This is a genomic window from Pseudomonas sp. NBRC 111132 (assembly GCF_001320565.1).
Taxonomy (GTDB): domain Bacteria; phylum Pseudomonadota; class Gammaproteobacteria; order Pseudomonadales; family Pseudomonadaceae; genus Aquipseudomonas; species Aquipseudomonas putida_P.
On the sequence record NZ_BCBI01000065.1, the window covers coordinates 13,498 to 35,563 of the forward strand.

The 22,066-nt window shown below is 62.7% G+C and carries 18 protein-coding genes and 1 pseudogene; 8 read left to right on the plus strand and 11 right to left on the minus strand.

Annotated elements, in window-relative coordinates:
* Positions 1-137: 137 nt before the first annotated feature.
* Positions 138-1,163 carry a quinone-dependent dihydroorotate dehydrogenase gene (locus tag APH35_RS23960; RefSeq protein ID WP_012271276.1) on the plus strand — a complete coding sequence of 342 codons (1,026 nt, stop codon included), beginning with the start codon at positions 138-140 and terminating at the stop codon, positions 1,161-1,163.
* Positions 1,164-1,259: 96 nt separating this feature from the next.
* Here the strand turns inward: APH35_RS23960 and rmf are convergent, their stop codons facing one another.
* Positions 1,260-1,475 (minus strand): ribosome modulation factor, encoded by a 216-nt coding sequence (gene rmf / locus APH35_RS28620; protein WP_003248687.1) that lies wholly within the window; start codon positions 1,473-1,475, stop codon positions 1,260-1,262.
* 561 nt (positions 1,476-2,036) lie between these two features.
* Here rmf and rlmKL point away from each other — a divergent pair.
* Positions 2,037-4,229: a bifunctional 23S rRNA (guanine(2069)-N(7))-methyltransferase RlmK/23S rRNA (guanine(2445)-N(2))-methyltransferase RlmL gene (rlmKL, locus tag APH35_RS23965; RefSeq protein ID WP_012271277.1), complete on the plus strand. Its 2,193-nt coding sequence runs from the start codon at positions 2,037-2,039 to the stop codon at positions 4,227-4,229.
* Between the two features lie 94 nt (positions 4,230-4,323).
* A complete protein-coding gene (locus tag APH35_RS23970; RefSeq protein ID WP_060515646.1) occupies positions 4,324-6,714 on the plus strand; it encodes a sensor domain-containing diguanylate cyclase in 2,391 nt (796 codons plus the stop codon).
* Between the two features lie 69 nt (positions 6,715-6,783).
* Here the strand turns inward: APH35_RS23970 and dacB are convergent, their stop codons facing one another.
* The 8 genes from dacB to APH35_RS24010 all read right to left on the minus strand — a co-directional run bounded on the left by dacB (position 6,784) and on the right by APH35_RS24010 (position 15,806).
* On the minus strand, positions 6,784-8,241 hold the full coding sequence (gene dacB, locus APH35_RS23975; protein ID WP_060515647.1) for a D-alanyl-D-alanine carboxypeptidase/D-alanyl-D-alanine endopeptidase: 1,458 nt from the start codon (positions 8,239-8,241) through the stop codon (positions 6,784-6,786).
* A 199-nt stretch (positions 8,242-8,440) separates the two neighbouring features.
* Positions 8,441-8,785, minus strand: coding sequence for a YggL family protein (locus tag APH35_RS23980; RefSeq protein ID WP_003248695.1), 345 nt, complete (start codon positions 8,783-8,785; stop codon positions 8,441-8,443).
* A gap of 41 nt (positions 8,786-8,826) precedes the next feature.
* Positions 8,827-12,459 carry a transporter substrate-binding domain-containing protein gene (locus tag APH35_RS23985; protein ID WP_060515648.1) on the minus strand — a complete coding sequence of 1,211 codons (3,633 nt, stop codon included), beginning with the start codon at positions 12,457-12,459 and terminating at the stop codon, positions 8,827-8,829.
* 8 nt (positions 12,460-12,467) lie between these two features.
* On the minus strand, positions 12,468-13,085 hold the full coding sequence (locus APH35_RS23990) for a response regulator transcription factor (RefSeq protein WP_012271309.1): 618 nt from the start codon (positions 13,083-13,085) through the stop codon (positions 12,468-12,470).
* Positions 13,086-13,368: 283 nt separating this feature from the next.
* A complete protein-coding gene (locus APH35_RS23995; RefSeq protein WP_041166433.1) occupies positions 13,369-14,700 on the minus strand; it encodes a deoxyguanosinetriphosphate triphosphohydrolase in 1,332 nt (443 codons plus the stop codon).
* A gap of 81 nt (positions 14,701-14,781) precedes the next feature.
* Positions 14,782-15,111, minus strand: coding sequence for a hypothetical protein (locus APH35_RS24000; RefSeq protein WP_012271311.1), 330 nt, complete (start codon positions 15,109-15,111; stop codon positions 14,782-14,784).
* Complete coding sequence (locus tag APH35_RS24005) at positions 15,108-15,482, minus strand: phage holin family protein (protein WP_012271312.1); 375 nt, start codon at positions 15,480-15,482, stop codon at positions 15,108-15,110. The genes APH35_RS24000 and APH35_RS24005 overlap by 4 nt, the downstream gene beginning before the upstream one ends.
* A gap of 9 nt (positions 15,483-15,491) precedes the next feature.
* Positions 15,492-15,806 (minus strand): DUF883 family protein, encoded by a 315-nt coding sequence (locus APH35_RS24010; protein WP_012271313.1) that lies wholly within the window; start codon positions 15,804-15,806, stop codon positions 15,492-15,494.
* A gap of 313 nt (positions 15,807-16,119) precedes the next feature.
* Here APH35_RS24010 and APH35_RS24015 point away from each other — a divergent pair, with 313 nt between their 5' ends.
* From APH35_RS24015 to APH35_RS24035, 5 genes are all read left to right on the plus strand, one after another.
* Positions 16,120-17,328, plus strand: a complete 1,209-nt coding sequence (locus APH35_RS24015) for an ammonium transporter (protein WP_012271314.1) — start codon at positions 16,120-16,122, stop codon at positions 17,326-17,328.
* A gap of 73 nt (positions 17,329-17,401) precedes the next feature.
* The gene (locus APH35_RS24020; RefSeq protein WP_012271315.1) at positions 17,402-17,641 is read left to right on the plus strand and encodes a glutaredoxin family protein; all 240 of its coding nucleotides are present in this window, start codon (positions 17,402-17,404) and stop codon (positions 17,639-17,641) included.
* Positions 17,642-17,748: 107 nt separating this feature from the next.
* Positions 17,749-18,180, plus strand: coding sequence for a D-Ala-D-Ala carboxypeptidase family metallohydrolase (locus APH35_RS24025; protein WP_012271316.1), 432 nt, complete (start codon positions 17,749-17,751; stop codon positions 18,178-18,180).
* 65 nt (positions 18,181-18,245) lie between these two features.
* On the plus strand, positions 18,246-18,554 hold the full coding sequence (locus tag APH35_RS24030) for a hypothetical protein (RefSeq protein ID WP_012271317.1): 309 nt from the start codon (positions 18,246-18,248) through the stop codon (positions 18,552-18,554).
* 51 nt (positions 18,555-18,605) lie between these two features.
* Positions 18,606-19,490 (plus strand): pseudouridine synthase, encoded by an 885-nt coding sequence (locus tag APH35_RS24035; RefSeq protein WP_060515649.1) that lies wholly within the window; start codon positions 18,606-18,608, stop codon positions 19,488-19,490.
* A gap of 87 nt (positions 19,491-19,577) precedes the next feature.
* Here APH35_RS24035 and APH35_RS24040 read toward each other — a convergent pair whose 3' ends face one another.
* On the minus strand, positions 19,578-21,143 hold the full coding sequence (locus APH35_RS24040) for a methyl-accepting chemotaxis protein (RefSeq protein WP_012271319.1): 1,566 nt from the start codon (positions 21,141-21,143) through the stop codon (positions 19,578-19,580).
* Between the two features lie 161 nt (positions 21,144-21,304).
* Positions 21,305-22,066: pseudogene (locus APH35_RS24045) on the minus strand (aconitate hydratase); the annotation flags it as partial.

Below are 22,066 nucleotides of genomic sequence, written 5' to 3' on the forward strand. Positions count from 1 at the left end.
AAGGGTCCTCGCCAGTACTGATAAGGCTGTGGGTGGATTGGTGCAACCCATGTGCCAAGCGCTCCCACGATTTGCTGTCCTGCCAGGCCCGTGCTGGCTATAATCGCACCCTCACTCACCCTGAGCCTTGCCCGCCCATGTATACCCTGGCCCGCCAGCTGCTGTTCAAGCTTTCCCCGGAAACTTCCCACGACTTGTCCCTGGACCTGATCGGCGCCGGTGGCCGTCTCGGCCTCAACGGCATGCTGTGCAAGCAACCGGCGGCATTGCCGGTTTCGGTCATGGGCTTGAACTTCGCCAACCCGGTTGGCCTGGCGGCTGGCCTGGACAAGAACGGTGCGGCCATCGACGGTTTCGCCCAACTGGGTTTCGGGTTTGTCGAAATTGGCACTGTCACCCCGCGTCCGCAGCCGGGCAACCCTAAGCCGCGGCTGTTCCGTTTGCCGGAAGCCACGGCCATCATCAACCGCATGGGCTTCAACAACCTGGGCGTTGATCACCTGCTAGAGCGGGTACGTGCCGCGCGCTACAACGGGGTGCTGGGCATCAACATCGGCAAGAACTTCGACACGCCAGTCGAGCGTGCCGTCGATGACTACCTGATCTGCCTCGACAAGGTGTACACGGCTGCCAGCTACATTACGGTCAATGTCAGTTCGCCAAACACTCCGGGCCTGCGCAGCCTGCAGTTTGGCGATTCGCTCAAGCAGTTGCTCGATGCCTTGGCCGAGCGCCGCGAGCAACTGGCCGTCACCCATGGCAAGCGTGTGCCACTGGCAATCAAGATTGCCCCGGACATGAGTGATGAAGAAACCGCGCTGGTGGCCGCTGCGCTGATGGCGTCGGGCATGGATGCGGTGATCGCCACCAACACCACGCTGGGCCGTGAAGGTGTCGAAGCGCTGCCGCATGGTGGCGAAGCGGGGGGGCTGTCGGGCGCGCCGGTGCTGGCGAAGAGTACCCACATCGTCAAGGTGCTGGCAGGCGAGCTGGGTGGCAAGTTGCCGATCATTGCCGCCGGTGGCATTACCGAAGGCCGCCATGCCGCCGAAAAAATCGCTGCGGGGGCGAGCCTGGTGCAGATCTACTCGGGCTTCATTTACAAGGGGCCTGCGCTGATCCGCGAGGCGGTGGACGCTATCGCCGCCATGCCACGGGTATAATCGGCAGGCAAAAAAAGGGCCCCATCAAGGGGCCCCTGGGCCTTCGCCCGCCGCCCGGATGGGGCGTGCATGGTAAATCGAATTCAGTGTCCTCGATCAGCCAACGGCGTGATTTTCGTTGAGTCTATGGATGCCAGCGGTGCCAGTCATTCCGTCCCAGTTATCACCGCGACCTTCGCGCCAGCCGTTGATCCAGGCTTGGCGAACAGAAGGAAGATTGAACGGGCAAAGTTCGCGGGATTTGCCGGTGACCCCGTATTGGTAGCCACGTGAATATGCTCTTTCCAACGGATCACGCTTAAGTCTTCTCATAGGGTGTTGCCCTCACTTGTTGACTGTAATGTCCCGTCGGCCTCTCCGAGGCCGGGCAGAGTCTTTCTGCCGGTTTGCGCTCGCTGCCGGCGTGGCGAGCTGAAGGTGCCGCCTCGTTGCGATGCGGCCTAAGACCAGTTCTAACGAATGCGAGTCACGGTGTGAATGATCAATTTGTCATAAGCACGTAACCTTTCTGAGGGTGAAAGGATAAGTAAATAAATGCGACTCAACCTTATTTGGCGTTGAGCCCGCTATGATCGGGGTTTGCCGATCAATGACGTCATTTGGCCAGCGGTGCTCGCGGATGACAGAAATAATTTGAAATGCGACGAAGGGTCACATTTGCCCGGCAATCGCCAGAATTTCTCGTACTGCCTGATGATCTAAGCTGTCTTTGCCACTTGGCCAAGCGTGGCTCGGTCAGGCGGCCCGGCCTTTCGCGGCACGCTTTCGTGCCAAAAAGGGTCACCCGCACGTCTGCTGGAAAGGCATGCGGGCAAACATCGCGGGGCGATGCGTTGCCTCGTCAGTCAAATAGCCCAAGGCTCTGGAATACTCATGTCGGACCGTTTCGAACTTTATCTCACCTGCCCTAAAGGCCTTGAAGGCCTGCTTGCCGAAGAGGCCAAGGGCCTTGGCCTTGAAGAGGTGCGCGAGCACACCTCGGCCATTCGCGGCGCCGCCGACATGGAAACCGCCTACCGCCTGTGCGTATGGTCTCGCCTGGCCAACCGGGTACTGTTGGTACTCAAGCGCTTCAGCATGAAGAACGCCGATGACCTTTACGATGGCGTCAATGCCGTCGACTGGGCCGACCACCTGGCGGCTGACGGCACGCTGGCGGTTGAATTCAGCGGCCATGGCTCGGGCATCGACAACACCCACTTCGGTGCGCTGAAGGTCAAGGATGCGATCGTCGACAAGCTGCGCAATCGCGAGGGCCTGCGCCCGTCGGTGGAAAAGATCGACCCGGACGTGCGCGTGCACCTGCGCCTGGACCGCGGCGAGGCCATCCTCTCCCTCGACCTGTCCGGCCACAGCCTGCACCAGCGTGGCTACCGCCTGCAGCAGGGCGCCGCGCCATTGAAAGAAAACCTGGCGGCAGCGGTGTTGATCCGTTCCGGCTGGCCGCGCATTGCCGCCGAAGGCGGCGCACTGGCCGACCCAATGTGCGGCGTGGGTACCTTCCTGGTCGAGGCGGCGATGATCGCTGCCGACATCGCCCCCAACCTCAAACGTGAACGCTGGGGCTTCAGTGCCTGGCTCGGCCACGTGCCGGCGTTGTGGCGCAAGGTGCATGACGAAGCGCAGGCCCGCGCGCAGGCTGGCCTCGCCAAGCCACCGCTCTGGATCCGTGGCTACGAGGCCGACCCGCGGCTGATCCAGCCGGGCCGCAACAACGTCGAGCGTGCCGGCCTGGGCGACTGGGTGAAGATCTACCAGGGCGAAGTCAGCACGTTCGAGCCACGCCCGGACCAGAACCAGAAAGGCCTGGTCATCAGTAACCCGCCCTACGGCGAGCGTCTGGGTGACGAGGCCAGCCTGCTGTACCTCTACCAGAACCTCGGCGAGCGCCTGCGCCAGGCTTGCATGGGCTGGGAGGCGGCGGTGTTCACCGGCGCACCGCAGCTGGGCAAGCGCATGGGTATTCGCAGCCACAAGCAATACGCGTTCTGGAACGGCGCCTTGCCGTGCAAGCTGTTGCTGTTCAAGGTGCAGCCTGACCAGTTCGTCACTGGCGAACGCCGTGAGGCGCAGCCTGAAGGCACCGAAGTCCGCCAGCAGGCCCCGCAGGCCAGCGAGCCGGCGCGGCTGTCGGAAGGGGCGCAGATGTTTGCCAATCGCCTGCAGAAAAACCTCAAGCAACTGGGCAAGTGGGCCCGTCGCGAGCAGATCGACTGCTACCGCCTGTACGATGCCGACATGCCCGAATATGCCCTGGCGGTCGACCTGTACCAGGACTGGGTCCATGTGCAGGAGTACGCTGCGCCACGTTCGATCGACCCGGACAAGGCCCAGGCGCGCCTGCTCGATGCGCTGGCGGCTATCCCGCAGGCGCTGGGCATTTCGCCGCAACGTGTGGTGCTCAAACGACGCGAGCGCCAGAGCGGCACGCGCCAGTATGAGCGCCAGGCGACCGAGGGCCGTTTCCAGGAGGTCAACGAAGGTGGCGTCAAGTTGCTGGTCAACCTTACCGACTACCTCGATACAGGGCTGTTCCTCGACCACCGCCCGATGCGCATGCGCATTCAGCGCGAAGCGGCCGGCAAGCGCTTCCTCAACTTGTTCTGCTACACCGCCACGGCCACCGTGCATGCGGCCAAGGGCGGTGCGCGCAGCACCACCAGTGTCGACTTGTCGAAAACCTACCTGGACTGGGCACGGCGCAACCTGGCGCTCAATGGCTACTCCGAGCGCAACCGCCTTGAGCAGAGCGATGTGATGGCCTGGCTGGAAGGCAACCGCGACAGCTACGACCTGATCTTCATCGACCCGCCAACCTTCTCCAACTCCAAACGCATGGAAGGCGTGTTCGACGTGCAGCGTGACCATGTGCAACTGTTGGACCTGGCCATGGCCCGCCTGGCACCGGGCGGCGTGCTGTATTTCTCCAACAACTTCCGCAAGTTCCAGTTGGACGAGCATCTGATGGCACGTTATGCCGTGGAGGAAATCACCGCCCAGACGCTGGACCCGGACTTTGCCCGTAACAACCGGATCCACCGCGCCTGGCGCCTGCAATTGCGTTGAGCCGACGAGGTACATTGCGCGGCTAATGGCCAATAGCTATAACTGAGGGCAGGGCAAGATAATCCGCAGGACGCTGACGTGACGAGATGGGTGTATGTCAAAGTATGGCGTGCGTGCGCGGTTGCTTGGCCTGTGCACAGAGGCGGTGTCCGCCTGGGCGGTGGCACTGGTGGCCTTGGTGGCGGGCGGCCTGTTGACGGCCGCCCTGGCGCTTGCCGCGCAGACGTTCTACAAGCAGCAGTTGCGCCAGCGTTTCGAGTTGCTGGCCAGCGAACGCTCCAGCCGCATTGCCGAGCGCTTCGATGAACAAGAACAACGCCTGGACGGCCTGCGGCGTTTCTTCAGTTTTTCCAACGAAGTTACCCTGCATGAATTTGACGGTTACGCCCGGCCGTTGCTGCAGCGCACCCTGGCCTACGCTTGGGCACCACGCGTCGAAGCCGCGCAGCGCGCCGAGTTCGAGCGCCACGCCAGTGAGCACTCGGGCCCAGGCTATGTGATCCGAGACCAGGACGCACAAGGCCAGTGGCGCCCCGCGCCGCCGCGCGACCATTACTTTCCGGTGCTGTATACCCAATCCGGTGAAATGCCGGGGCTGCCCTATGGGCTGGACCTTGCCGGACAGGGGGCACCCCAGGCAGCACTGGCGCGGGCGCTCGGGCCTGGCAGCATGGCCGTGTCCGAACCCTTGGCCATGTACGATATCCCTTCGTACGCGCGCGGCCTGCTGATGGTGGCGCCGGTGTTTTCCGATGCCAACCCCCAAGGCGCGGCAGCAGGTTATGTGATGGCCTTGCTGAGCATGCGCGAGCTGGTCAGCGACGCTCGACCGGTAGCGGCCGATGACAACCTGGTCGTGCGCATCACCGACCCGTCTGGGTTGCAAGGCCCCGAAGTGATGTTCGATTCGCAGAACCCGGTCGCCTCCCTGGCGCTGGCCAGCAACCAGGTACTGCACCTGGCCGATCACCATTTCCAGCTGAGCATTTTGCCGAGCCAGGCGTTCGTGCAGGCCAACCGTTCCTCGGCGGTGCTGGCGGTGAGTTTGTTGGGCGGGTTGTTGAGCCTGCTGCTCAGCGTGCTGCTCTATAGCCTGTTCAGCCAGCGTCAGCGCGCCCTGGCCTTGGTCGAGCAGCGAACTGCCGAGTTGCAGGTCAGCGAGCAGTCGTTGCGCGGCACCCACAACCAGCTGCGCAGTGTGCTGGATGCCGCAACCCAGGTGGCGATCATCGCCACCAACCTCAAGGGGATTATCAGCACCTTCAATGCCGGTGCTGAACGCATGCTCGGTTACCCGGCCAGCGAAGCGATCGGGCAGTTGCGCCTTGAGGATTTGGTGCTGCCCGAGGAGCTGAACCTGCGTGCCCATGCGTTGAGCTTGCGCTTTGGTCGCCCGATTGCTGGCGGCCAGGCAATGTTCGCCGAAACGGTGCAGGAGCACGGCGCAGAGCCCGGTGAGTGGACCTTGCTACGTGCCGATGGCAGCCAGCTGTTGGCCAACATGCTGGTTACCGCCATGCTCGACGAGCATGGTTTGTGGGTTGGCTACCTGGCCATCTGTATTGATGTCACCGAGCGGCGTCGGGTGCATGAGGCGCTGGCGGCGCGTGACCGGTTGCTGGAAAAGCTCAGCGCCGAGGTGCCAGGCGGCATCTACCAATACCGCCTGGATGCCAACGGCCATTCGTGCTTCCCGTATGCCAGCATGGGCCTGTATGACATCTACGAGGTTGATCTGCAGCAGTTGCGCGAGGATGCCACGGTGGTGTTCGAGCGCATCCACCCCGATGACCTGGAGCGTGTGCGCCGTTCGGTGCGCTACTCGGCCGAACACCTGTCACCCTGGCGCGAGGAGTATCGGGTCTGCCTGCCTCGGGCCGGATTGCGCTGGGTGCGTGGTGAGGCGACGCCGGAAGTGGGTGAGCAGGGCTGTACCTTGTGGCATGGCTACCTGACGGACATTTCCGACCTCAAGGGTGTGGAAGAAGAGCTGCGGGCGCTGTCGGTTACCGATTCGCTGACCGGCATCCACAACCGCCGTTACTTTCAGGAGCGGCTCAAGGTCGAACTGGAGCGGGCCCAGCGCGATGGCCTGGCGCTGGCGGTGATCATGCTCGACATCGATCACTTCAAGCGCATCAACGACCGTTTCGGCCATGCGGTCGGCGATCGGGTGTTGCGTAGCCTGTGCCAGCGCATCGGCCAACGTTTGCGGCGTACCGATGTGTTCTGCCGCTTGGGCGGGGAGGAATTCATGGTGCTGTGCCCGGGCAGCGATGCCGAGCAGGCGCGGCTGCTGGCGCTCGAGCTGTGGCAAGGCGTACGCAATATGCCGGTGGAGGGCGTGGGCAGGGTAACCGCGAGCTTTGGGGTGGCGGGATGGCGACCAGAGGAGGGTGCCGATGCCTTGCTGTTGCGTGCCGATGCAGGGGTGTATGCGGCCAAGCAGGCCGGGCGGGACCGGGTGGAAGGGGAGTCGGCCTGATAGCTGTTAGGTGTCAATGCCGGCCCTTTCGCGGCTATAGCCGCGAAAGGGCCGGTACCGACCAACCCATCAGTTGGCCGCTGTGCTGCCAGCCAGCTTCGGCTGGCGATACAGGTCCAGCAACACCTGGTCCAGCACCTGCGAGGCGCCCCACGGTTTTGGGTCGTTGAGGATCGCCGCCACCGCCCAGGTATGGCCGTTGCTGTCGCGGCTGAAACCGGCAATCGCCCGTACGGTGTTCAGCGTACCGGTCTTGATGTGCCCTTCACCGGTCATGGCGGTGCGCTTCAAGCGCTTGCGCATGGTGCCGTCCATGCCCACCAGCGGCATCGAGCTCATGAACTCGGCAGCGTAAGGGCTCTTCCAGGCAGCCTGCAGCATGGCAGCCATTTCCCGGGTACTGACCCGTTCGGCACGCGACAGGCCAGAGCCGTTTTCCATTACCAGGTGCGGCGCGGTAATACCCTTTTTGGCCAGCCATTGGCGCACCACGCGCTGGGCGGCGCGGGCGTCGTCGCCATCGGCATCGGTGCGGAACTGCGCGCCAAGGCTCAGGAACAGCTGCTGGGCCATGGTGTTGTTGCTGTATTTGTTGATGTCGCGGATCACCTCCACCAGGTCTGGCGAGAAGGCGCGGGCCAGCAAGCGAGCGCTTTTGGGAACATTCTCGATGCGGTCGCCACCCTGAATGCTGCCACCCAGTTCGTTCCAGATCGCGCGCACGGCACCGGCGGCGTAAGTCGGGTGGTCGAGCAGCGAAAGGTAAGTCTGCGAGTTGCAGCCGTCACCCAACTGGCCGCTGATCGTCACGCTGATGCCGTCGGCCTGGGGCACCGGGTTGTAGCGCACATCACCGGTGCACTGTTTCGATGCCACGGCCTTGACCTGGTTGTCGATACGGATGCTGGCAATCGGTGGTTCCACTGCGATGGTAACTTTGCCGCCGTCGTTACGGGCGACGAAGCGCAGGGCCTTGAGGTTGACCAGCAGCGAGTCGGGCTTGACCAGGAACGGCTTGTTTTCATCGCCGCCGTCGTCGTTGAACTGCGGCAGGTTGGGCTGCACGAAGTGGCTGCGGTCCAGCACCAGGTCACCGGTGACGGTGCGCACGCCATTGGCGCGCAGGTCACGCATCAGCAACCACAGCTTTTCCATGTTCAGTTTGGGGTCCCCGCCACCTTTGAGGTACAGGTTACCGTTGAGCACCCCGTTGCTCAGGGTGCCGTCCGTGTAGAACTCGGTTTTCCACTGAAAGGTCGGGCCCAGCAGCTCGAGGGCGGCGTAAGTGGTGACCAGTTTCATGGTCGAGGCCGGGTTCACCGAAACATCGGCATTGAACACGGTCGGGGTTCCGGGGCCGTCCAGCGGCAGCATCACCAGCGACAGCGCAGTGTCCTGCAGCTTGTTGGCCTTGAGTGCCTGCTGCACTTTGGCAGGCAGGGTGGTATTGACGGCGGCGGCGTGGCTGGGCAAGGCAATTGGCAACAGCAAGCCGGCGAGAAAGAGGGGACGAAGCGTTTTGATCATAGTGAGTAAATACCCTGCGGCGAGGGAAAAGGGCTTTGGGGCTGTAAGAGATGATGGCCCCACGACGTAAAGAATACGCATTATGCCCCAAGCGCAGCGTCGATGCGCCACGTTCGACGGAAAAGCATCGCCAATAAAAAGGCCACCTCGGGGGGTGGCCTTTTCAGCAATCAACCTTTCAGCACGAAGCTGACAAGTCTCACTCAGCCTTGTTGATCGGCTTTTCCGGGTACCAGGCGTCCAGCAGCGGGCTGACTTCGATCTTGGTCAGTTCGCTACGGCCTTTGAGCCAGGCTTCAACGGCAGCACGCTGTTCTTCGCTGACCGAGCCACGTTTGACCGAGCAAACCAGGCCGAAATCGTCACCGCCTACATAATCCAGGCCGTTGGCGTCCATGGCTTCTTCCAGGAACGCGTCGAGGAAAGCATCGATTGCCTGGTCATCCAGATCTTCCTTGAATTCCAGGTTCAGCTCGAAGCCCAATTCCTGAAACTCGTCGACACACAGCTTCTTGCGCAGACGACGGGAGCGGTTTGTGGCCATGAAACAATCCTCTTAGGTAATAACGCCGCGCAGTCTACCAGTTAACACGCTTGGCTGCCTGCCTGAGTATCTGTGCTTGTGGCCAACTCCTTGGTCAGCGCACGTTCCACGCGGCACATATGCCGTGCCAGTGCCTGGCGCCGCAAGCGCACCTGGGCAGTGGGCAAACCAGCGGCTTCAAGCGCTTCGCAGGCCGCCATCAGGTAAGGGGCTTTCAGCATGCGCGCGGCGCTCAGCACCTTGTGGGCGTGCTCGGTGATCGCGCCGCTGTCATGTTGCGGATGCAGCATCATCAAGCTGGCGAGGTCGGCCTGCAGGCTCTGCTGCAAGGCCAGCAGGAAGCGCTGGCGCTCGAGTGGGTCAGGCCCTACCACGGCGGCCAGGCCGTCCAGCTGGTACAGCTTGCGTCGGGGGCGGTGTTGGCGGCGAGGGCGAATACCCGCCAGTCGCTGGCTGAGGGTGCTCAGGCTGATGGGCTTGAGCAGGCAGTCGTCCATGCCTGCGCTCAGGCACTTGCGGCGTACTTCCGGCTGTGCGTTGGCGGTGTAGCCAAGGATGGTGCAGCGTGGCCGCTTGCCATGGCGTTCTTCGGTGCGCACGGCCGTCGCCAGTTGGTAACCGTTCATGTGCGGCATGTTGCAGTCGAGTACCACGACATCGAATTCGCCCGCTCGCCAGGTGGCCAGGCCCTCGCGGCCATCGCGGGCGCTGCTGTGTTCCAGGCCCAGGTAGGCAAGCTGTTGCGCCATCAGCTGCAGGTTGGCCGGGTGATCATCGATCACCAGCACGTTCAGCCGTGGGTCGGGGACATCGAGGTGCTCGGGCAACGGTGCCGGCAGCACGGCGCCATCGACCCGTAGCAATGGCATCTTCAGCCGCACCTGGGTGCCGACATCTTCCAGGCTCTTGATGGACAGGTTGGCGCCCATCATGTCGCACAGGTTGCGGCAGATGGCCAGGCCCAGCCCGGTACCTGCACGGGCGCCCTGGCTGTGCGGGTTGGCCTGAATGAACGGGTTGAACAGGCGCTGCAGGTCGTCGGCGTGGATTCCGATGCCACTGTCGCGCACTTCAAGCTCCAGCGTTGCTGGCGTGTCAGCGCCCTCGTTCAGCAGGTCGACGCAAATACGCACCTGGCCGTGCTCGGTGAACTTGATGGCGTTGCTCACCAGGTTGGACAGCACCTGCTTGAAGCGCAGGGGGTCAAGCAGAACGTGGCAACGTGCGGCCGGCGCGATCATCACTTCCAGGACCAGGCCTTTTTGCCGCGCCTGGCCATCGAAAATGCGCCCCACCGATTCGATCAAGGCCGCCAGGTCGACCGCCTCCGGGGCCAGGGACAAGTGCCCGGACTCGATCCGTACGATATCCAGAATATCGCCGATCAGGCCCAGCAGGTCCTTGGCCGAATGGTGTGCCAGTTCCAGCGCGCTGCGGTCCACCCGGCCCTGGTCGGCACGCTTGACTGCCAGCTCGAGCATGCCGATGACGGCGTTCATCGGGGTGCGAATTTCGTGGCTGATGGTGGCCAGAAACGTGCTTTTGGCGCGGTTGGCATCGTCCGCCTGCTGCTTGGCCTGGCGCAGATCCATGACCAGTTGGCGGCGATCGCTGATGTCTATCCAGCCGCCGATGATGCCCTGCACTTCACCCAGGGAGTCGCGGTACGGCAAGATCCAGTGGTAGATGGTCAGTTCCCGACCCTTGATCCGTAGTGGACGGTCCTTGATCAGCGGTGAGCCCGCGGCCATGACTTCCAGGTGATCAGCCTGGATCTGCCGAGTCTGCTCGCTATCGGCGAACAGGCTGCAGTCCAGCTGTTTGCCGATAACCTGATCAGAGCTGGCCTGCACGGCTTCGAGGTAGCTGTAGTTACAACTTTTCAGGCACCCCTCGCGGTCACGCACATACATCGGGTGGGGGGTGCCGTTAAGCAGGGCACGCATGAATGCCAGCTGGTCGTTCAGCGCACGCTCGGCATGCTGACGCTGGCGAATCTGCAGGCGCAGGCGAGCGTTCCAGAGCAAGGCCAGCAGCAGAAGCAGGGCCGTGCCCAGCACCACCTGCAGGGCAAGCTGGCTATAGTCCCTGACGTTGTTATCTTCATGTCGGCCAAAGCCGCTCCAGCGGTTGTTGATTACCCCCAGCTCCTCCGGTGAGATGCTCAGCAGGGCCTTGTCGAGGATCGACACCAACGCAGGTGACTGGGCAGTGGTGGCCATCGCGAAATTGGCCGGTTCGCTACCGATCGAGGTGCGGATCACCAGTTCGGGGTTGCTGGCCAAGGCGTGGTTAGCATCTATCAGGGTGGTGATCACCGCATCTACGGCACCGCTGTTGAGTAACGCCATCGAGTAGAACGCGCTTTCGGTCTCGACCCAGCCGACCTGCGGATAGTGCCGCGACAGCATGGCGTCCATGGCGCTGTAGCGGGCGATGGCGATGCGATGACCTTGCAGTTGATCCAGCGAATTGAAGGCCGGATTGTCCTTGCAACTGACCAGCACATAGGTGCTTTCCAGGTAGGGACGGCTTAGTTGGAGGTTGTCCTCGCCCACCTCCGTGGTAGCCAATGCAGCAATCACATCCGCCCGGCCATCCTTCAGGCGAGCGATCATGTCGGCGATGCCGCTGGCGCGCTGTACTTCGAAACGCAAACCAGTGCGCAGGCGAATGAGCTCCAGCAGGTCGGCGGTGATGCCGCGAAAATGCCCCGCGTCGTCGAAATAGGATAGCGGGGCAGCTGTGTCGTCGATGACCACACGCATCACCGGGTGATCCTGCAACCATTGTTCCTCGCTTTCGCTCAACTGCAGGTTGCGGTCGGTCAACAGTAGGTCGCTGCCGGCGCTCCAGCGTTTGAAGATGCTGGCGCGCAGGGCTGGGGGCTGGTTGTCGAGGACGGCGTTCACCAGTTCCAACAGCAGGGTATCCTGCTGGCGCAGGGCAAAGCCGAAGCCGATGGCCTCATGCTTGCTGAAGTTGGCCATGCGCAGGCGTGGCAGGTGGCCGCGGTTGAGCAGGTAGTGCGTGGAGATGGTGTCACCGATGAACACGTCGGCCTGGCCGAACGCCACGGCGTTCAATGCCTGGCTGGAAGAACCAAAGGCCAGCAGCTCTGCCTTGGGGTAGGCGCTGAGCACTTCCTGTCTGGGCAGGTAGTGGTAGAGCATGCCCAGGCGCATCCCGGTCAGGTCCAGGTCCAGCGCCCAGTTTTCGTCTTCACGCGTTACCAGTACCGGTTGATCGATGGCATAGGGGTGTGACAGCGCCAGGGCGTCATTGTCCGCCTCGTACCCATTGGCACTGCCCAGCAGGTCGATATCGCCGTTTCTGAGCGCCTCTACCGCAGCCTGTCGGCTGGAGAAGCGCAGCACCCGTACCGGCAACTGCAGGGCCTTGCCGATCAGGCTGGCGTAGTCGGCGGTCAGGCCCTGGTAATCATGGCCGCCACTGGTGATGTCAAACGGCGGATAGTCGGGGGCCGAGGTACCCAGCACCAGTTCCTGACGACCTTCCAGCCATTGCCGTTGTTCGGTCGTGAGCCGGGGCTGAGCCGGGGCGGACGATGTGCGTGCCAGCAACGTAAAGGACGAGGCTTCAAGATGGGCAGCCTGTGTCCCACCGCTGAACAGCAGCAGCGCGAGCAACAGGCGGGCGAGCGCGTAGGTCATGACCACTCTCAGACCAGCGCATTGCGCTTGGCCATCTCGATCAAGTCGACCAGCGTGTTGACCTGTAGCTTGTGCATGAGGCGCTTCTTGTAGGTGCTGACGGTCTTGCTGCTGAGAAACATGCCCTTGGCGATTTCCTTGTTGCTGCGGCCTTGAGCGAAAAGTTGCAGTACCATCAATTCACGGTCATTTACCTGGCGAAAAAGTTGCAAGTCGGTATCGATCACCTGGTTGTGCTTAATAGCCTGGCTGGGGAAATAGTTATAACCGGCCAGTACGGCTTTGATAGCACTGAGCAGTTCACTCAGGTCTTCCTGCTTGCACACGTAACCTGCGGCACCCGAGTGCATGCAGCGTACGGCAAACAATGCCGGGGATTGTGCAGTCAATACCAGCACCTTCAAGGGCAGGGCCATGGACTGAAACCGGGAAAGCACCTCCAGGCCGTCTAGCTTGGGAATGCTGATGTCGAGGATGACCAGGTCGGGGTTGCTCTCGCGGATCATCTGCATGGCGTCTACGCCATTGTCCGACTCGCCGACAATTTTGTAGTTCTGGTTTTCCAGCAGCATACGGACGGCCAGGCGGATGACCGGGTGGTCGTCAACAATAAATATGGAGTGCATGTTCAACTTCCCTGCGGTCGATTGACGGTGACAGGTGGCACCTTATCGCAGTTGGAAGTCGTCTGGCATGGGAGGAAGGGCTGTTAGCGCCATATGGGAAATGGCTTACAAGATAAAACAAAACGGGCTACGAAATAGGCATGCTTAACGCAATGTCAAAGCGCACTTAGTAACTTTTCATTGATATTTATACGTGGTGTTTAGTTTGCAGCCAGCATGCGTAGGAAGTTTCCTGCAACACGCGGAGCAGCGCTGGGCCGAGCCCAGGCTGCACCGACGTGGTTCAGGTCGGGCTGGAGCGCCCGGTCATTTCCCGCGCCATTTCACTGGCGTAGCTGTCGGTCATGCCGGCGATAAAGTCGATCATGCGCAGGAAGGCGCTGTGCAACGAGGCGTGCGGGTCTGGTGCGTTGTTGCCGATCAGGTCCAGCACCCGGCGGCTCTTGAACGATGGCGTGCGCCCTCCGTGCTGTTCGAGTGCCGCACCGCAGAAGGTGTTCAGCAGTATTTCCAGGGTGGTGTAGGCGCCGATTTCGTGCAGGGTCTTACGCTTGTCCTGGAAGATTTTGTTGCGTGCCATGTCCTTGGCCTGCAGCACGCAGCGCTTGGCCGGGCCGTGCATATGCTCGACCAGGTCACCCGGCAGTCGCCCGGCCAGCAACGCCTGCTGCTGTTCGACGAAGGCGTGGGCGGCGGCGTTGGTCAGGTGTTCGATGGCCTTGCCGCGCAGGATTGCCAGCTTGCGTCTGCGGGAGTCGCGCGGGCCGAGCTGGCGGTAGGTTTCCGGCAGGTCTTCGCCGACCAGGTCGAGCAACAGCGCTTCGACTTCGGCGTATTGCAGCAGCTCCATTTCCAGGCCGTCTTCCAGGTCGATCAGCGCGTAACAGATGTCATCGGCAGCTTCCATCAGGTAAACCAGTGGGTGGCGCGCCCAGCGCTGGTGCTCCAGTTGGGGCAGGCCGAGCTTGCGGGCTATCTGCTCGAGCAGGGGTAGTTCGCTCTGGTAGCTGCCGAACTTGTGCTTCTTGTAGCCCAAGGCGTCGGCATGGCGGGCGCTCCAGGGGTACTTGAGGTAGGTGCCGAGGGTGGCATAGGTCAGCCGGGTGCCCCCGTCGAACTGGTGATACTCCAGTTGGGTGAGCACGCGAAAGCCTTGGGCGTTGCCTTCGAAGTTGAGGAAGTCGGCTCGCTCGTCGTCGCTCATGTCGTCCAGCCAGCCACGCCCGGCGGCCTGCTGGAACCAGTGGCGAATGGCGTCTTCGCCGGAGTGGCCGAAGGGCGGGTTGCCGATGTCGTGGGCCAGGCAGGCCGACTGCACGATCATCCCCAGGTCACTGGGGGCGCACCAGTCCGGCAGGCTGTCGCGCAGGGTTTCGCCGACGCGCATGCCCAGCGAGCGACCCACGCAGCTGACTTCCAGCGAATGGGTCAGGCGCGTGTGGATATGGTCGTTGCTGGAAACCGGGTGCACCTGGGTCTTGCGCCCGAGGCGGCGAAAGGCACCAGAGAAGATGATGCGGTCGTGGTCTTTGTGGAAGGGGCTGCGCCCGAGTTCATCGGCGCTGTACAGGGCTTTGCCCAGGCGTTCGCGGGTAAGCAGGGTGTGCCAGTCCAAGGCGCGGTCTCCGGTCGTTCGAAGCCAGCAGCATAGCCTGTAGGGGCAGCACAAGGCAGCTCCTGCAGGCTGCGCGCGTGTTCAGGGGCGGCGGTTGCCTTGCAGGTACAGGCGTACCAGCGGCAGCAGGCTGGTGCCCAACCGTACCAGGCGCGTCAGGTTGCCGCTGCGCACGCCTTTACCCGTGAGGAAGCCCAGCGCTACCACGGCGCCGATGCCCCACAGGGGCGCATGCTTGATTCCCAGGCCATCTTGCAGCGAGCTGCCCATGCCGCGTACGCGGCGCAGCGGCTCAAGCAACTGCCCGGACTCGTGGCGAATTTCCTGGCGGTGCATCTCCATGCGCAGGCGCAACAGCGCCTTGCGCAGTTCTCGCGGGTTACGCGTGTTCGGCAGTTCTGGCAGGCTCATGGCAACAGGCGCTCCCGGTCCTTGGCAAGTTCTTCGAGGGTGGCGCCGAAGGGCGATGACTCGTCGAACACCGCCGCCTTAAGGCGTACACCGCAGTACAGCGCAGCAATGCCATAGAACACGCACAGGCCGATGATCCCGGCCAGTCGATAGCTGTCCCACAGCAGCACCAGCAGCAGCCCGGACAGTGCGGTCAGCAGCAGCAGGGCGAACACCAGGCCCAGCCCGGCGAACAGCAGCAGGCGCAAGGTCCGGCCTTTCTGCTCCTGCAGCTCGATGCCGAACAGCTCGATGTGGCTGTGCAGCAGCCCCAGCGCGGCCGCGCCCAGGCGCCTGCCCGAGGCGCCGGAAGCGTTGGCTTCATTCTCCATGGGAACCCCTTAGCGCCGGTTGGCCAGCAGGCCGATCAACAGGCCGACGCCGGCCGCGATGCCGATCGCCTGCCACGGGTTTTCCTGTACGTACTGCTCGGCGCTGCCCAGCGCCGCCTGGCCGCGATCACGCACCGAGTCCTGGGTCAGTTGCAGGGTTTCGCGGGCCTGGGCCAGACGGTCGTGAATCTGTTCGCGCAATTCGTCGGCCTGGTCTCCGGCCAGGTTGGCGGTGTCCGCCAGCAGCTTCTCGGTGTCGCGCACCAAGGCCTGGAAGTCAGCCATCAATATCTCTTGTGCAGTCTTTGCCGATTTGCTGGCCATGGGTCTCTCCCTGTCGATGAGTGTTGGTAGTTCGAGTAACAGCACGCGTGGAAGGTTCAAGTGCCGGTGCTGGTATGGGCCTTGCTAAGCCTTTGCCACGTTGCGGGGCGCCTCTGGCGGGTTTTGCGCCGTTTCAGGGCGCCATACGCAGCGAATACCGATAAACCTTAACCCAATCCACGACAAACCCAAGAAAAAACCACGCAGGCTTCGCCCGGCTCACCGAAGCAGGGCAGGGGGCTGGCACCGATTCGGTGCAGGGATGCAGGTTCTTGAACTGTCCTGGTGCCTTTTCAGCAGGTCTGCCTATTTCATGGAAAACATGCACAGCGCGATGGACTCCCTGGTCCACGGTTCCAACACCCTGTTCATACTCATGGGCGCCATTCTGGTGCTGGCCATGCATGCCGGCTTCGCGTTCCTCGAAGTGGGCACGGTGCGCCACAAGAACCAGGTCAACGCCTTGTCGAAGATCCTCAGCGACTTTGCCATTTCAGCGCTGGTGTACTTCTTTATAGGCTACTGGATCGCTTATGGGGTCAACTTCCTCCAGCCAGCGGCGACCCTGGCTGCCGACCATGGCTATGCGCTGGTCAAGTGCTTCTTCCTGCTCACCTTCGCGGCGGCGATCCCGGCGATCATCTCGGGTGGTATCGCCGAGCGGGCGCGCTTCGTTCCGCAGCTGTGTGCCACGGCGTTGATCGTGGCGTTCGTCTACCCGTTCTTCGAGGGTGTGGTATGGAACGGTAACCTGGGCGTGCAGGCCTGGCTGCAAGCACGCTTCGGCGCGCCGTTCCATGACTTTGCCGGCTCTGTGGTGGTGCATGCCATGGGCGGCTGGCTGGCGCTGGCGGCGGTGCTGTTGCTGGGTGCGCGCCGTGGGCGCTACCGCGATGGGCGGCTGGTGGCGTTTGCGCCGTCGAGCATTCCTTTCCTGGCACTGGGCTCGTGGATCCTGATCATCGGCTGGTTCGGCTTCAACGTCATGAGCGCCCAGACCTTGCAGGGTGTCAGCGGCCTGGTGGCGATCAACTCGCTGATGGCCATGGTCGGCGGCACACTGTCGGCCCTGCTGGCCGGGCGCAACGACCCGGGCTTCCTGCACAACGGGCCGCTGGCCGGGCTGGTGGCAATTTGCGCCGGCTCCGACCTGATGCACCCGATTGGCGCACTGGCCACTGGTCTGGTGGCGGGTGCGCTGTTCGTCTGGACCTTCACCGCAGCGCAGAACCGCTGGAAGATCGACGACGTACTCGGCGTGTGGCCATTGCACGGCTTGTGCGGTGTGTGGGGTGGCATTGCCTGCGGCATCTTCGGCCAGGTGGCGTTGGGCGGCATGGGGGGTGTCAGCCTGGTCAGCCAACTGCTGGGCAGCCTGATGGGCGTGCTGGTGGCCTTGGTCGGTGGCTTTGCCGTGTACGGGGCAATTCGTGCGCTGCACGGCCTGCGTTTGAGCCATGAGCAGGAGTTCCAGGGCGCGGACTTGTCGTTGCACCGTATTGGCGCCACCAGCCAGGATTGAGCCAGGTCAGGTGCATGACGGGCGCGACAGACCTAGAATAGGTTTCTCTGCATGCCAAACCGGGATCTGCTCCATGCTGCCTGAATGCCAACTGTTCGGCACCCTCGGCTGCCACCTGTGCGAAGTGGCCGAGGCTGTGCTGATGCCTTTCGTCGATCACGGCCTGCTGGTGGAACTGGTCGACATCGCCGAGAGCGAGTCCTTGTTCGAGCGCTATGGCTTGATCATTCCGGTGCTGCGGCGCTGCGACAACAGCGCCGAGTTGCACTGGCCGTTCGATGCCGAACAGGTGGTGGCCTTTCTTGGGCAATGAAGGCCGCAGAGGAGTTGCAACCCTGCTCCATGGTCTGTGAAGCGAGCTGATGATCAGGTTCCGGCGCACTGGCGCCCAGACCTTCTCCATCATCGGAATCGCTCGCCATGTTGATCACTCCCCATTTCACCTTCGATGAAATGACCGTTTCCCAGCTCGCCGCCAGGGACGGATTCGATAACACCCCACCCCCTGAAGCCAGGGCCAACCTGCTGTTGCTGTGCTGTGCGCTGGAACAGGTACGTGCACTGTTCGACGCGCCCATCATTGTCAGCAGCGGCTATCGCAGCGAAAAGGTCAACCGGCTGATCGGCGGTGCCGTGAGCAGCCAGCATGTGCAAGGGCTGGCGGCGGACTTCACGGTGGTCGAGGTCAGCCCGCGTGAGACCGTGCGGCGGATCAGCGAAAGTGGCGTGCCCTTCGATCAACTCATTCTGGAATTCGACAAGTGGGTGCATCTGTCAGTGGCGCGAGACACGCCGCGTAGACAGGTGCTGACCATACGCAAAGGGAGCGGCTACCTGGCGGGGCTGCAATGAAGCGCATTGACGGCAGCAAGGGTATGTTCGTATGCTGTATATAAATACAGTATTGAGGTGAAACCATGCTCAACGTCGAGCAACTCAAGTACAGCGTCAACCGCATGCCCGTGGAGCGGGTGGCCGACGCCGTTCTGGAACTGCGCCTCGAAGGCCTGGTGACCGACGACCGCACGCCGTTCGGCAAGGTCCACTTCAATACCTGCTTCGCCGAGATCGAGGCCTTGTTCCAGCGTGCCGGTTACCACCGTGGGCTGGATGTGGTGGGCTACCAGGGGTTGCTCTATGCCCTCTATGACCCTGGCCGCTGGGAACCTGTGCAGGTGCTGCGCTGGCTGAAGGAACGCAGCGAGGCAGTGGCCGAGGCTGGTTGAGGGCGCGGGCTTGGGCGATAATGCGCGGCCGTGAACGTTACGAGCCTTGCCATGACCACGCCTTTCGACCCCGCCCGCCAGCAAGCCAGCACGGTGTGCCTGCCACCCGGTAACTGGGCGACAGTGCTCGATTGCTTGTGTGACCATTTCAAGGCCATCGACCGCGCCCAGTGGCTTGACCGCTTTGCCCGTGGCCGGGTGCTGAATGCCGAGGGGCAGGCGGTTTCCGCCGAGCTGCCTTACAAGCGTGGCATGCGTTTGCACTACTTCCGCGAAGTGCCGAACGAACGGCCAATCCCGGTGCAGGAGGTGGTACTGCATGTGGACGAGCACTTGGTGGTGGCCGACAAACCGCATTTCCTACCTGTGACGCCGACGGGTGAGTATGTCGAGCAGACCTTGCTGCGCCGACTGATCCGTCGTCTGGGCAACCCACATTTGGTGCCGTTGCACCGCATTGACCGGCACACCGCAGGGCTTGTGCTGTTTTCCGCCAACCCGCAAAGCCGCAGCGCCTACCAGCGACTGTTCCCCGAGCGGCGTATCGACAAGCGCTACCAGGCCATTGCCGCTGCCCTGCCGCAGCATGCATTTCCACTTGTGCACAAAAGCCGCCTGGTGCATGGCGAGCCGTTTTTTCGCATGCACGAAGTTGAGGGCGAGGCCAACAGTGAAACCCTGGCCCAAGTGCTGGAAAAGAACGGTGAGCTGTGGCGCTATGGCTTGTCGCCAGTGACAGGCAAGACCCATCAGCTACGCGTGCACATGGCAGCGTTGGGGGCGGGGATCAGCAACGACCCTTTCTATCCGCAGTTGCGCAACGAAGAAGATGACTATCAGCGACCGCTGAAACTGTTGGCGCACAGCTTGCGTTTCGACGACCCGCTGAGCGGCGAAGAGCGCTTTTTCGAAAGCCGCTTGCAGTTGGACTGGTAACGCAGCAAGCCGGGCTCACGCGGTCCCTGCAGGCAGCCTTGTGTCGCGAAAGGGCGTTCCTACAGGGACGGTGCAAGCCTGCTGCAATCAGCGGTTGAACCGCTCCACCAACGAATACTGGCTCCCTGCCGTGCTGGTCAGTTCCTCGCTCAGCAGTGCCGAGTGCTGCGCCTGCTCGGCGGTCTGGTCGGCCAGTTCGGCAATGGTGCTGATGTTGCGGCTGATTTCGTCAGCCACTGCGGTCTGCTCCTCGGTCGCTGCGGCAATCTGGGTGGCCATGTCGGTGATGTTGGCCACCGCTTCGCTGATCCCCACCAATGCTTCGTCAGCCTGCATCACCCGGTCGACACCTTCCTGCGCCTGGCGGTGGCCGGTTTCCATGGTCAGCACGGCATTGCTGGCGGTTTGTTGCAACTTGGCGATCAGGCCGTGGATCTGCCCGGTGGATTCGGCGGTGCGCTGGGCCAGCTGGCGCACTTCATCGGCTACCACGGCAAAGCCGCGGCCCATTTCACCGGCACGCGCCGCTTCGATGGCCGCATTCAGCGCCAGCAGGTTGGTCTGGTCGGCAATACCCTTGATCACGTCGACCACGCCACCAATTTCATCGCTGTCCTTGGCCAGTTGCGTCACCGTCTGGCCGGTTTCGCCCACCGCCGCCGACAGGCGTTCAATGGCCTCGCGGGTTTCCCCGGCAATCTGCCGGCCCTGGCTGGTCAGGCGGTTGGCTTCCTGGGTGGCGTCGGCAGTACGCTGCACGTGGTTGGCCACTTCCTGAGTGGTGGCGGCCATCTGGTTTACCGCAGCGGCAACCTGCTCGGTCTCCACTCGCTGGCGTTCCAGCCCCGAGGAGCTCTTGTGCGCCAGGGCATCGGACTGACGCGCCTGGTCGCTGAGGTGCTCGGCACTGTCCTGCAGGCGGGTCAGGCAGGTTTTCATGCGGGCATCCTGGCTGAGCATGGCCATTTCCAGGCGCGCCTGCACGCCACGGCTGTCGGTGTACATCTGTGCGATCAGCGGGTCGGAAGTGGTCTGTTCGGCCAGACGCAACAGGCGCTTGAGGCCGCGTTGCTGCCAGCTCAGGCCGAGCAGGCCCAAGGGCACGGATAGCCCGGCAGCCAGGGCAAAGCCCCAGGAATGGCCCAGCCAGTTGCCGATCAGGAAGCCTACCTGGCTGATGAGGATGAACGGCAGCCAGTCCTGCAGCACTGGCAGCCACTTGTCCCTGCGAGGTACGGCCGGCTTGCCCTGGTTGATGCGCTGGTACAGGCCTTCGGCGCGACGGATCTGCTCGGCGGTGGGTTTGACTCGCACCGACTCGAAGCCGACAACTTGGTTGTTATCGAAGATGGGTGTGACGTAGGCGTTGACCCAGTAATGGTCGCCAGACTTGCAGCGGTTCTTGACGATACCCATCCATGGCTGGCCCTGCTTGAGGGTTTGCCACATGTGGGCAAACACTGCAGCCGGCACGTCGGGGTGGCGTACCAGGTTGTGCGGCGCGCCCGTCAGCTCTTCGCGGGTGAAACCGCTGATTTCGATGAAGGCATCGTTGCAGTAGGTGATCACGCCCTTGGCGTTGGTGGTGGAGATCAACCGCTGCTGGGCAGGGAAAGTCCGTTCTCTCTGGGTAATCGGCTGGTTGTTACGCATGGGTTGATAGTCCGCAGGGCTTTGGACGGTTATCGGCAAGCGGCTGGTTTTATTGAATGATTATTTAATGGAGCGTCGTTGGAGCTATGGCGCCTGTGAAATCGAGCGCCGCGCGGGCGGCGCTCGATTTCACAGGCGCTGCATATCTTCAGCCAGGCACCTCAGCCAGCAATCAGCTGACGCAACACATAATGCAGAATGCCCCCGGCCCTGAAATACTCCACTTCATTCAGGGTATCGATCCGGCACAACACGTCGATCTGTTCCTGCTGGCCATCCTCGCGGGTGATGCGCAAGGGCAAGCTCATGCCCGGGCGAATCTGCGCGCCGTTCAAACCCAGCACATCGATTTGCTCCTTGCCGGTGAGCCCCAGCTGCTTGCGGTCGTTCCCGGCCTTGAATTGCAGCGGCAGCACGCCCATGCCGACCAGGTTGGAGCGATGAATACGCTCGAAGCTTTCTGCGAGCACGGCTTTGACACCCAGCAGGTTGGTACCCTTGGCTGCCCAGTCGCGGCTCGAGCCGGTGCCGTATTCCTGGCCGGCGATCACCACCAGCGGGGTGCCTTCCTGCTGGTAACGCATGGCCGCATCATAGATCGACAACTTCTCGCCAGTGGGCACGTGCAAGGTGTTGCCGCCTTCTTCCCCCCCCAGCATTTCGTTGCGGATACGGATGTTGGCGAAGGTGCCACGCATCATCACCTCGTGGTTGCCACGCCGCGAGCCGTAGGAGTTGAAGTCGCGTGGTTCTACGCCTTGTTCGCGCAGGTAGCGCCCGGCCGGGCTGTCGGCCTTGATGTTGCCAGCGGGGGAGATGTGGTCGGTGGTCACCGAGTCGCCCAGCAGTGCCAGCACCCGCGCGCCGTGGATGTCGGCGATGGCTGGTGGCGGCCCGCCGATGCCGTCGAAGAACGGCGGGGG